The following is an 11,902-nucleotide window of genomic DNA, read 5'->3' on the forward strand; positions in this document are numbered from 1 at the left end:
ATAAAGATAACAAAGGAGCAGCATATGCGAGCCAAAAACCAAGCAAGAATACAACCACACATTCCCAATCAATCAGTTGATCGGGTGGCCAATACCATTCAATTCGAGCACCATGGTACCTTCAACGACATCCCAGCCTGTTACCAAACCTGGCAGCTTGATGGCATGCGTGGTGAGAGCATCATGTTCAAGAAAAAAGATTTAAAGAAGTATGCATTGGATAAATTGATCAGGGACGTGCGGGCCTCTAAACTGGCCCAAACCCACAAGCCCATCACCCTCAGTCATAATCCGCCAGGTCACTTGTGTGTGATATTTAATTTCAGTATGAAAATGTTGAAAAGTATTGGTTGATGAAAACACCAAACTTGATGTTTACTGAGCAGCAAAAAAATATGATATTATGAAGAACAAGCGATTTTACCCACAAGAAGTAAATAGAGAAAGACCAAAGGATTATGAATGCCGTAGGGTTTACTACTACCTCGATAATTATTATTTTTTCAAGCTGTTCCCGACACATTTTGATGTGCCTGGTGTTGTTGACTGTCATAAGCCCTTTATGTGCCTCGGAAAATATCCAGTTTGAGAATCTCAATGCTTTGGCATATGAAGCGCCTGATCAGTTGTTGGCAAAAGTCGATGCAATGGAAGTTTCAAAATACGACATTGAAACGCTCAGGCACATTGAAGTGATAAAAGCCAAAGCACTGTATTATTTAAACCGCTTCGCAGAATCGCAAACAGTTTTAATCGCTGTTGAAGCAGCTTTTGATGAAATAGAAGATAACCGCATCAAAGAATTGACTATGCGTTTGATGGGACAAAACTTTTATCGCATGGGTGGATTTGATCAAGCCATGAGTTATGCACTCAAAGCAAAAATCATATCAGAAGACAATGGTTTGACAGCAGCCCAAGCCCAAGTCACCAACATGATCGCTGCCATTCACTTACGTTCCGGTGAACATCAACTGGCGCTGAATTTTTTTACCGAGGCTTTAGCAAATTTTAAGGCCATCAAGTCGATGAATGACATAGCCAAAGTAAACAACAACTTGGCTGCGGTTCATATTGAGCTCAAGCAGTACCCTCAAGCTGAAGAATATCTGAAATCAGCCCTGCAACTATCGATTGAACTTAACCGCCCCACAACTTACATGTCAGCCACAGTCAATAAAATTGAATTGTTAGTCGATACCAATAAATTTGACGAAGCAGCTGAGACATATGCTGCATGTTTAGCGTATGCCAGTGAAGAAAGCCTAAAAAGTTATTTGGTTTGGTGTTTAGAGGCTGGTGCATACATGCTTAAACAACAAGGTGATTTTGAAGAGTCTATCAGTGTCACCCAACGTGCTTACCTGATGGCAGCTGAACAAGGCTTGTCACAATCACAGTTGAATTTGGGCAAAGCACTGATTGAACTGTACCAATCTACCAATCAATATGAAAAAGCGTTGACTGTTTCTGCAGAAAATTTGCAGCAGGTAGAATCCATCAATGCTGAAATACTGACCCTGAAACTGGATGAAGTCAGGGCGCTTAATGATGTTGAACAAACCCGCAACCAACTGCAGTTTGAAAGGCAACAAAACAAACTCTATTTAGCCAACCAAAGGTTAACTATGGCAGGTTTGGCCGTGCTGATCATCATGTTATTGGTGGCACTTTATTTATTGCGCAGCAAAAAACAAGTGCTCTCAGCACTGCACCAACAACAACATCACACGCAAGATGCCTTGGAAGCCATGCGCGAGGCCAAAGAGGCCAACGAAAAATTAGCCAAAACCGACGCACTGACTGGACTATACAACAGGCGTGAAATGATGAATTTAATGAACAGTGCGATCAACTCAACAACAAAGAATGAACAACAACATGCCGTCATGCTGGATGTGGATTGGTTCAAGCAGATCAATGACGAGTATGGGCATGCAATGGGCGACCAAGTTTTGATTGAGCTGTCAAAAACCATGCTGGCATGGTTACCAAAAGGAGCATGCTGTGCCCGTTGGGGTGGGGAGGAGTTCCTCATCATGTTGGTTGAACTAAGTGGTCAGGAAGCAAAGGTTTTGATTGAAGACCTGTTACAAAAAATCAATGACATAACCATTGACTCGCACCCAGAGTTATCAATCACAGCGAGTGCAGGGCTCAGTCCCTATCAAGTGTGGACATCGATTGATGCTTGGTTGGATGAAGCAGATGCAGCACTTTATAGCAGTAAATCTAATGGTAGAAACCAACTGACAATCAGCCAATAAAAAAATATTGTCAGCATCAATGATTCAGCCTTACAATAACCCACCTGAGTAGGATGAGAAATTCAAAATCGTAACCCACCAATACTTCATTAATGAAACCATATAACATCGTTGTAACTGGCGAACCCACATACATAAAACAGTTGATTCAATGCATCAGTTTTGGACCTGAGGGCGAAATCACACACAAATACATCGGTCCAGATCGAAAAACTGAAATCGTGGTGCCCATGCGCTTCGGTTCCTTGGAAGTGGATGAAGATCACCGCCTTGATTTTTACGGCGGTAACAGTGAAGAACTTTTTGACTACATCAATCGCCCCACCAACAAAGAATTCAAAGGCATGATGGTGCTATTGAATGCAGACAGTGAGGATGCTTTGTTTGGTTTTGCTGATATGTTGGCCAAGCACATTAATTACCTGCGCCGCCATGCCCTGGTTGTGGCCGTTTCAGGCCAAGATTACACCGCGGTAAAACTGGCTGAAGAGCAGGTGAGGGCCTGTTTGGTTGAATTAGATGCAGCAGCACCGGTTTTCAGTATTGACCCTAAAAGTAAAAAAGAAGTGAGTTTGTTGGTTGAGTCTTTGTTGTATTTTGCGGCTCCTGGCATCAGTGACAGCAGTCGTGGTAAATCAACCTTTGCCTTAAAATCTTCGTCCGAAGGGGTATAAAAAAGCATGGCTGATAGCAAAACCAAGCAAGTTACAATCAGTTTTCAGAACTTCGATCAAATTTCTAAAAAACTCATACTCACCCGATTCAACAAGCCCGGATATCAAATTGAGGTCATCGCTGATGCCATGCAAGCTGATGTTTGTTTTTATAACCAAGAACAAGCCGATGAGGGCATAGCCATTGAAGCTTTGGTTGAGCGTTTGAAAACTGCTGAAATACCGCTGATTGTTTTAACTGAACTGGCGGACTGGAAAGAAACTGACCTAATCACAGTTATTCACAAACCAATCAGAAACCGTAACTTGAGCGAATATTTGTTTCGTGTCAAAGATGCATTTTATGTCGCATTGAAAGTCAGGATGCAACGCAAAAACAAACAAAAATCTGCCAAGTTGATTTACAACACCCACTTATCCAATGCGATTAATCCCGAACAAATTCGCTTCGAGACCAACCGTTATTATGCCCAAAAATACGTTGGCCTTAATACAGATATTGATTTTGATGAAGCTGGTGAATTGCATACGGTATTATTCAATCCTGAGAATTACTTTTTTCATTACCTTGGCAAAGGTTTTTTGTTATCACAGAAAAAGAAAAAGCCAGCCTGTATCAAAACTGTCTACGGCACCTTCTTCGTCAATGCCCAAGATAAAATCATTTACCACGATAAGAGCGCTGATGAAATTGTTAACATCCATAAAATTCCATTTTATAAAGACACCCAGGTGTTTATTCCTAAACTGAGAAAAGGCCGGTTGGATAATTTGTATCCCTTTGATTATGAACCTTTTGTCTGGCTCAGCAGCATCAATGCCAGCAAGGGGAAAATCCCCCAAGACACCAACTTCAATGCCCCGGTGAAAATCACTGCCTGGCCTGATTTAACCAAACTGATTGTATTCAAACATGCCATGCGCATCATTTCGTTATGGTCCAGAGGCGTCTATTCCCTGAGACACACCGCACGGCTACTGGACATACCACAGCGCTACCCGCTAACGGTATACACCGCCATGCATGCATTGGGGTTAATTACCGAGGTTAAAAAGCGCTGAACGAACCTTTTAACCCAGTCCTTTCATCACTTATTCACCCACAAAAAAACCCAGTGTGTTGAAGCACTGGGTTTTTTGTATTACAAAGTGACTCTGATTCGGTTTATTCAAAACCATCCTCAAAAATCAAATCCACTGGTGTAATCAGCGCGAAACCATCGCCGGCATTCACAGCGCCAATGGTTTCAGCAGCATCTAGTCCATCTATGTAGGATGAACCACCGCCAGCGCCAGAAGCATAAGCTGCACCACCGCCATAGTAGCCACCGCCACCGCCGGCAAAGTGATACGGGGTAATGGTGCCATTGCCGCCTTGGCCCAGAGAGCCATCTTCACCAAACCCATCAAACCCATTGTCACCTGATCCAGTACCACCAGCGATTTGAGTGCCACCCAGACCGGCAACAAAATCTTCTAACTGCACACCATCATTACCGGTTAAGCCACCGCCACCGCCACCAGTGCCATAATCAGGACAGCCGGTGTTACCGCCGCCACCACCGCCAGCGACGATGATGCGATCTGTTAATTCTGTGGCGCCGCGTCTGATATCAGTTGCACCACCACCAGCGCCACCGTACTGGCCACTCGCGCCGCCGCCATTGTAGCCACCGGGTGAACCTGTGCCATTGACTTGACCCGGTTTATTACCGACATAAACATACAGTAACTCACCAGGTGTGACCGATAAATAGCCCGCGGCATAACCACCCAGGCCGCCATCGGCTTGATTTTCTGCTACATTACAGGCCTCAGAATCACCACCTTGGGCGCCCCATGTCTCCATTTTGACATATGTTACACCCTCTGGCACCTCGTAAACTTGCGGTGTACCGGTGAATTCATAAGGATCAAGTGCGGTAATAACCACTTTGCCGTTACCGGTATTGACACCCCCTTCAGTGCTGCCGTTCAATAGGCCATCAATGTATGATGAACCACCACCACCGCCTGCTGCATAGGCGCCGCCACCACCGTAGTAGCCACCGCCACCGCCACCAATGTGATAGTCATCACCTGATGTACCGCCGCCTTGACCCAGGGTGCCAGCAGTTCCTGGGCTGTCACCTGCAGCACCACCTGCCATTTGGGTGCCGCCGAGGCCAGGCACACGATTTAAAAATGTAATGCCATCACCGCCTATCAAAGCACCTCCAGCACCGCCAGTACCGTGATCAGGACAGCCGGTGTTACCACCGCCGCCACCGCCAGCCACCACCACACGGTCTTCCAGCGCGCTGCCACCCATACGGATGTCTGAGGCACCACCTCCGGCCCCACCGTATTGGCCACTGGCGCCACCGCCATTGAAGCCGCCAGGTGAGCCTGTGCCATTAACTTGACCCGGTTTGCCGCCGACATAAACATTTAATGTTTCACCCGGTGTCACCATCAGATAGCCAACTGCATAACCACCCAGGCCGCCATCGTCTTGATTCTCATTGGTATCACAGGCCTCAGAACCACCACCTTGGGCACCCCAAGTTTCTACTTTGAGTAAGTTGACATCGTTGGGTACGTCATAAGTTTGTGCCGCACCAGTGAAATCGAATGTTTGTTGTGAATAGGCTAGATTAGAAAATGCCATCATCAGCACAGCCGTGATGAACACAGATAATTGTTTCATTTTATTTCCCCTTTATTTATAGATATTTAATACAAACACCTGTTTGCATTATTTGTAATAATAAATCAAATTCTAGGAAAATTCAAAAAAACAATTAAACATTTGTCTGTTAAAGCACCCCAATTAATAATCAAAAAGGGGTGCTGATTGAATCATTTAGAAAGTTGTATTTTACTCAAAGCCATCACTGAATATAACGTCAGAATAGTCTTCGGCCCCAACCTGCAGGTTATCAATGATCATTGAACTGTTATCAATGGCATTGGACTGGAAACCAGCGAGCACAGCACCTATACCTCTGCCAGAGGTGACGCCATGTTCGCGGTCTTCAACCACCATCAAACCATCAAGAAATACCGAGTATCGACCCGTGTCCATATCAAACACCAGTTTAATAACAAACAACTCATTGGCTTGGTAGGTCCCTAAAATACCGACAAAGCCATTGGCATCACTGGCTGAAATATTTCCCGTCTCTGAAAAGGACATATTAAAAAATGAAGAGCCAGATGTACCATTCTCTCTCAGTCTAAATACATACCTGCCAGTGCCATCCAACAACATATCAACTTCAACCACTACCAAACCAGTTAAGAATTCACTGCCACCCAGAAATTCCCATCGTGAAGACACAGCAGAACCAGCTAACTTCTCAAGGTAAAGCCCTTGGTTATCTTGCCCCAGTTCAACCACTTCTGTGTATATGTTCGATGAAATAGTAACAGGTTCATTCTCATTAGGCCCGCCTGTACCAATGGCATCACCTAGCACTTTGTCCTCAAGATCAACATCCAATACCAAAGGTAAATCAATCACCGCACGCACTTCAATGTTATCTAAGGTAAAAGGTGTGTTGTTTGCAGAACCTGAGTAACCGGTATTTAAGCGCCCAACGCCACGGTCATCAATACCGTGCTCGCGATCTGAGAATAAAACAATGTCGTTAATAGTCATTTGACTGGTCCCCACATCCATATCAAATTCAATTTCTATATTTTGAACTACATCAGCATCGTAGTTATTATCAATCAAAGTGATACTGCCAGCTGCATCACTGGCTGAAAATGTACCGTTGTCGAAATAGTTCATTCCCAAGAAAATCCTTGATGAACCACCGCCTTCTCTGACACCAAAACTATAACGATCTAAATCCGAAGGCGTGAATTGAAAAGCTATTCGCACCAAGCCCTCAGTAATTTCATCACCACCTATGAAATCCCATCGCAGGTTTGAAGCGTTGTTAGAGGGCGTTTCATAGGTAACCATTATGGCATTATCATTGGGACCTTCCTCAAAGACCTCTGCCGTTAATGCACTTAAATCACTCGGTTCGCCTTCATTTGAACCGCCTTCACCTAAAAATGTCCCCGCTACCAAATCATCAAAACCAACCTCAAAAACTGTTGCTTGCGCGTTGGGTGTTCCGGCGATTGATGCGCCTGACAGGCATAGCAACAGGCTGCCCCTAATGACTTGTTTTAATATTTGCTGATACATACAGACTCCTTCTTGATAAAAAATACCAGCGTATATAAACGCCATTTTTTATACCTGAAAAAAAGCCGAAAAAAACATGAAAAAAACATGAAAAGTAATAAATTCATAAAACCATTCTCATGATTTGCGAAAAGCGCAGCAGATAATGACATTTTTACTTAAGAGATAAAGCCATGCAACAACTCGTCATTAAGCTCAGCCCACAAGCCACCGCGCAGTACTTGGCCATTGCCGCCTCAAAAACCCAAAAAGAAATGCACCACGACATGGAAGCCTCTGGCGTCCAGCTGGGCATCAACATGTCGATGATTGCCGGCCTGAACTTCACCGACATCGACATTAACGGTCAAAGCATCACATCTGTCACAGATGATGAAGATTTAGAACTCGAATTGATTGAACTGAATTGAAAGTAAATGAGTTAAAGCCATTTCCAACTGACTTCGCCACAGCACCCACATGCCACAAAATACGCTGCTGCATAAGCCGGAGTCAGCTGGATTTTTTAAATCTTAGGCTGGCATCCAGCTCTCTTGATTATCGCATCAGGTGACATTAGATTCGTTCAGCTGTGTTAGATGAGTAGTAATGATGTTGGAGCATGGCCCGGTTTGACCAAATTAATCGTGTAAAAAAAACGCCATGCGTATTGTTTACACTCTGGTAATAAGGCGCCTATTTCCTGAGACAAACCCTACGATTTCTGGACATACCGCAGCGTTCTCAACTGACGGTATACACCGCCATGCATGCGCTGGGATTAAATACCAAAGATAAAAAAACGCTGATCGCAGTCTGAAGTTCACAAGCAAACTTTTCCGGCCAACTTGCTTCTCTAAGATATATTAATTTTGCTGCAAAAAAACAGCCAACACCTGAAGATATTGGCTGTTTATTTATTGCAATACTTAAGATGATTTAACCATCAAACCCATCTGCAAAGATCAGGTCATTACCGTCAAATAAATTTTCATATGACAGGGTGCCTCGACCGATGGTGTTTATGAATAACTCGTTGTTAGCTGGGTTATAGTTCAATCCAATCACCAAGGCATTGGGTAAATCAGTGGTCAGAATTGACCATTGCGTATAGCCTGACGCTTCATCAGCGATGAACAACCCACGATCGCCACCAACCAGCAGGGCATCATCTCCACCAAATGGGTTGGCCACCCTCGCGACAGTCCACAGCCTGCCAGGATTGAATGTATCTAAGTTACCACTGACATCGGTCCAGTTATCACCACCGTCGTCAGTGATGTGAACACCGCCGAATAATTCAACAATAGCTGCTTCATCAGCATTGACAGTGTGTTGTGAAACACCTACTAATAAATCAGCAGAACTGAACACAGAAACCAAATCCTGTCCAGCAGTGGTGCGTCGATACAGATCAGTATCAGCAGCAACATACAGCTGTTCTTCATTGCCCGGTGCACCAGCCACAATAGAGGTCGGACCAAAGGCAAAAGCCTGGATGCCATTGGGGCTTAACTGACTGATGGTTGTGCCTTGATCAAATGATTCATATAAACCACCATCATCACCGTCATTATCGCCATCAATTTCTCGGTTACTGAAGCCAAAAACGATGCGACTTGGGTTTTCCGAGTTAATAGCCACAGGTTGTACAAACTGTGGAATTGGGTTGTCATCACCACTGACAACTGTCAATGCGGGGAAACTGAAACCAGCAAAACTGTTATCCGCATTGTAGATAACTTGTACGAAGCCACCCAGGTTTTGCGCGCTGGTATACCTTATCGATTGTCCTTTGCCTGACAGTGTGTCCACATCGACATCAAAGTCACCGCCGTCACCACCGAGTAAGACGTCCCAAACTGGCACGCCAGAGATGATCTGACTGCCTTGTGAGTTATCTTGGGCGCCACCTCCAAGAATGTCGGCATTGCTGTCATAATCAGCTGAGTGAACTTCAGTATTTTGTAAGTCACCATTCAATGAAAACCAATCACCGGTGTTATCCTCTGGTGAAGTTCTGACATAAATACCACCATCATCAGATTCTAAAAGGTTGCCATTGGCCGCAAACATCATGTCACGTGAATCAGCATGAGCTGAGGTGTTGTTGGCTGTGCCTACGTGAGTCAAAGGCTGCCATTGTGAACCGCTTTCAGCTGAAGCATCGCCACGGAATAAGCGGCCACTGAATGTTTGTGCACCTATTGAGTTTGGAAACGAAAAACCGCCTGTTGAACCATCGTTGTTATCAGAGGGCTGTCGGTCACCACCGATATAAACCAATGTGTCATTGTTTGGATCCGCAACCATCGACATATGAATCGAGGCTTGACCACCTGGGTGGATACCGAAGAAATCATCAGGCTCCATGGTGCCTGGTAAATCCATCGCGGTGAAATTGGCACCGCCATCAGCTGAATAAAACATGCCGCTGTGACTGCCATTGGCCGCTATACCAATGAAAACATTGTTGTTCTCACCCACAGCAATTTCAACATGTGTTCCAGTTGAATCTACCAATTCACTGTCGATTGCCGCATCACTGATTTTAGTCCAGCTGGTGCCAGTGTCAGTACTTTTATAAATACCTGTAGTGCCACCACAATCACTGGTCGCGCGCACGATACTGGCATATAAAATACTGTCATCACTGGGATCAGAAGCCAGTGCATCTACACTGCCTCCAGAAATACCATTGGTGACTTGGTTGAATGTCGCACCTGTATCAGTAGATCTGAAGATACCTGTACTGTTACAGTTGAAGCCAAAATCATCATTGTCAACTGCTGCCACAATCACCGAACCCCGAGGCGCGATGCCAGCTATGTTCAAGCCAGTTAATGCGGTCAGAGCAGTCCAGTTGGCACCACCATCAGTGGTTCGTAATAAGCCAGTTCTGGCGCCACCGAGGCGGCCATAACTACTGACCCGACCAATACCTGCTACCAGTGTTTCACTGGTTTGATCAGTTGGATCAAACTCTAATGACTGAATTGATAAAGAGGCCTGAAAATCGGTCAGTGAGGTCCAACTGGGGTTGGAAGTATTGACGGTTGCGTTGGTGGTTTTCCAAACACCGCCATTGACCGTGCCAATATAAATGATATCTGGGTTGCTAGGGTGGGCCGCAATGGCATTAACCGCTCCAACTTGATTGTCATTATCTGCCTCAGATTGACCGCCAGCAAAAGGCGAGGGTCCTTCTTTGGTTAGGGTTTGTGCCATGGTTTGGTTGACTGTGAACAGCATAGTCAAACCAATCACAGGAATTTTTATTTTTGAGATTATATTCATTTTAAGATCCTTTGTAGTTTGACGTTATTGTGGAAGTTGACCGAAATATTTGGTTGAACGCACTGCGTTTTGCCACACTTTTTGTTGGTTCTGCAAGTTAATCGCAGTTAACATCGGCGCGTTATTGGTTAACTTGTTGTCAACCACACGACCTGTTTCAGGCGCAATGAACAACATCAGATTGCCAGTAACCACAAAAGGTGCATATGAATAATCAGCAGGTAAAGAACTTAATAACTCTCCCGAACGGGTGTAAATACCCCAGTTGTATTTCATTTCTCTATCACTGGGTACACGAACACTGGCCAAAACATGCTTGCCGTCTTGCGACAGGAACTGGCGTCCAGTAATTTGTGGTAAAACACGTTGCTCAATGGCTCTGCTATTCTTGTTTCTGGTTATGTTTGTGGCAGAGGTTGTGGCTGCTGCATTATTAAAATCAATACCGATAAAACCAGTTTTGATGCCTGGTTCGCTTGAGCTAAGGTTCACACCTTGGTTGATAAGTTCATCAACATCAGGCGCTGCACCACGGACTTTCTTACCCCTGAAAGACCATTCGAGCTGATTACCCTGACTGGCTTGATTCATGGCAATTTTAAAATCTGTGCCGGTGGTATTGACCACATTGGCCATCACATCGCGTGGTAAATTTACCTCAACAGTATTTGTTACACTGCCATTGCTTACGGACTGATAAACCAGCGCCAGCAACCCTTTTTTATTGACTTGTTGTTGGCTCAATATCTGGCCGTTTTTAATGACCAAAGGTTTATCTGCGATCGCCGAAGACCATTTGGTCTCGCCGCTGGTTACATCAATAGCTGTAATACCTTTTTCAGGTAACATAGCAACTACAGTCTGAGATGATTGGTCAAGAATGATACCTGTCCTCAGTTCAACAGGCTCATCAGCGTTGGCAGCAGTACTCATGCCAAAAATGCTTAATAAAGTCATAATTTTTTTCATCGGATTTCCTTTTGAAATTGTTGATAAGAAAGATTATTCTGGGAATTTACCTAGTTTAATTCCGAATTAATCCGATGTTCATATTATCACTTGTGCGTGAAAATACAATCTGCAAATAGTCATGAAAAAAAATTTTGTATTCTCAAGTTTTGCGAACGGGCGCAGGGATAATCAAGTTTTCAAATAACAGAGAACAGCCATGCAACAACTCGTCATTAAGCTCAGCCCACAAGCCACCGCGCAGTACTTGGCCATTGCCGCATCAAAAACCCAACAAGAAATACACCACGACATGGAAGCCTCTGGCGTCCAGCTGGGCATCAACATGTCGATGATTGCCGGCCTGAACTTTGCCGACATCGACGTCAACGGTCAAAGCATCACATCAGCCACAGATGATGAAGATTTAGAACTCGAATTAATTGAACTGAATTGAAGGTAGTTAAAGCCATTTCCAACTGACTTCGCCACAGCACCCACATGCCACAAAATACGCTGCTGCATAAGCCGAAGTCAGCTGGATCTTATTA

The 11,902-nt window shown here is 44.6% G+C and carries 10 protein-coding genes; 6 read left to right on the forward strand and 4 right to left on the reverse strand.

Annotated elements, in window-relative coordinates:
- Window positions 1-24: 24 nt before the first annotated feature.
- From QNI24_RS14605 to QNI24_RS14620, 4 genes are all read left to right on the forward strand, one after another.
- Window positions 25-354: a hypothetical protein gene (locus tag QNI24_RS14605; RefSeq protein WP_267177188.1), complete on the forward strand. Its 330-nt coding sequence runs from the start codon at window positions 25-27 to the stop codon at window positions 352-354.
- 188 nt (window positions 355-542) lie between these two features.
- Window positions 543-2,267, forward strand: a complete 1,725-nt coding sequence (locus tag QNI24_RS14610) for a tetratricopeptide repeat-containing diguanylate cyclase (RefSeq protein ID WP_267177187.1) — start codon at window positions 543-545, stop codon at window positions 2,265-2,267.
- A 92-nt stretch (window positions 2,268-2,359) separates the two neighbouring features.
- A complete protein-coding gene (locus QNI24_RS14615) occupies window positions 2,360-2,941 on the forward strand; it encodes a hypothetical protein (RefSeq protein ID WP_267177186.1) in 582 nt (193 codons plus the stop codon).
- A 6-nt stretch (window positions 2,942-2,947) separates the two neighbouring features.
- Window positions 2,948-4,003, forward strand: coding sequence for a hypothetical protein (locus tag QNI24_RS14620; protein ID WP_267177185.1), 1,056 nt, complete (start codon window positions 2,948-2,950; stop codon window positions 4,001-4,003).
- Window positions 4,004-4,106: 103 nt separating this feature from the next.
- Here the strand turns inward: QNI24_RS14620 and QNI24_RS14625 are convergent, their stop codons facing one another.
- On the reverse strand, window positions 4,107-5,630 hold the full coding sequence (locus QNI24_RS14625; RefSeq protein ID WP_267177184.1) for a glycine-rich protein: 1,524 nt from the start codon (window positions 5,628-5,630) through the stop codon (window positions 4,107-4,109).
- 171 nt (window positions 5,631-5,801) lie between these two features.
- Window positions 5,802-7,172 carry a hypothetical protein gene (locus QNI24_RS14630; protein ID WP_283708755.1) on the reverse strand — a complete coding sequence of 457 codons (1,371 nt, stop codon included), beginning with the start codon at window positions 7,170-7,172 and terminating at the stop codon, window positions 5,802-5,804.
- 128 nt (window positions 7,173-7,300) lie between these two features.
- Between QNI24_RS14630 and QNI24_RS14635 the strand changes: the two genes are divergently transcribed.
- A complete protein-coding gene (locus tag QNI24_RS14635; protein ID WP_267177182.1) occupies window positions 7,301-7,537 on the forward strand; it encodes a hypothetical protein in 237 nt (78 codons plus the stop codon).
- A 508-nt stretch (window positions 7,538-8,045) separates the two neighbouring features.
- Here the strand turns inward: QNI24_RS14635 and QNI24_RS14640 are convergent.
- Together QNI24_RS14640 and QNI24_RS14645 are read right to left on the reverse strand one after the other, a co-directional pair.
- Window positions 8,046-10,403, reverse strand: coding sequence for a beta propeller repeat protein (locus QNI24_RS14640; RefSeq protein ID WP_267177181.1), 2,358 nt, complete (start codon window positions 10,401-10,403; stop codon window positions 8,046-8,048).
- A gap of 24 nt (window positions 10,404-10,427) precedes the next feature.
- Window positions 10,428-11,372, reverse strand: a complete 945-nt coding sequence (locus tag QNI24_RS14645) for a hypothetical protein (RefSeq protein WP_267177180.1) — start codon at window positions 11,370-11,372, stop codon at window positions 10,428-10,430.
- A gap of 199 nt (window positions 11,373-11,571) precedes the next feature.
- On the opposite strand from QNI24_RS14645, the gene QNI24_RS14650 reads away from it, so the two are divergent.
- Window positions 11,572-11,808 (forward strand): hypothetical protein, encoded by a 237-nt coding sequence (locus tag QNI24_RS14650; protein ID WP_267177179.1) that lies wholly within the window; start codon window positions 11,572-11,574, stop codon window positions 11,806-11,808.
- The last annotated feature ends 94 nt before the right edge of the window (window positions 11,809-11,902 follow it).

Source organism: Marinicella marina (assembly GCF_030065545.1).
In the GTDB taxonomy this organism is placed as follows: Bacteria; Pseudomonadota; Gammaproteobacteria; order Xanthomonadales; family Marinicellaceae; genus Marinicella; species Marinicella marina.

What these genes read in the sequence shown, in the direction of transcription:
- QNI24_RS14645 (WP_267177180.1), bottom strand. Translation starts at nt 11,372, where the DNA reads ATGAAAAAAATTATGACTTTATTAAGCATTTTTGGCATGAGTACTGCT.
- QNI24_RS14620 (WP_267177185.1), top strand. Translation starts at nt 2,948, where the DNA reads ATGGCTGATAGCAAAACCAAGCAAGTTACAATCAGTTTTCAGAACTTC.
- QNI24_RS14640 (WP_267177181.1), bottom strand. Translation starts at nt 10,403, where the DNA reads ATGAATATAATCTCAAAAATAAAAATTCCTGTGATTGGTTTGACTATG.
- QNI24_RS14630 (WP_283708755.1), bottom strand. Translation starts at nt 7,172, where the DNA reads ATGGCGTTTATATACGCTGGTATTTTTTATCAAGAAGGAGTCTGTATG.
- QNI24_RS14615 (WP_267177186.1), top strand. Translation starts at nt 2,360, where the DNA reads ATGAAACCATATAACATCGTTGTAACTGGCGAACCCACATACATAAAA.
- QNI24_RS14650 (WP_267177179.1), top strand. Translation starts at nt 11,572, where the DNA reads ATGCAACAACTCGTCATTAAGCTCAGCCCACAAGCCACCGCGCAGTAC.
- QNI24_RS14635 (WP_267177182.1), top strand. Translation starts at nt 7,301, where the DNA reads ATGCAACAACTCGTCATTAAGCTCAGCCCACAAGCCACCGCGCAGTAC.
- QNI24_RS14605 (WP_267177188.1), top strand. Translation starts at nt 25, where the DNA reads ATGCGAGCCAAAAACCAAGCAAGAATACAACCACACATTCCCAATCAA.
- QNI24_RS14625 (WP_267177184.1), bottom strand. Translation starts at nt 5,630, where the DNA reads ATGAAACAATTATCTGTGTTCATCACGGCTGTGCTGATGATGGCATTT.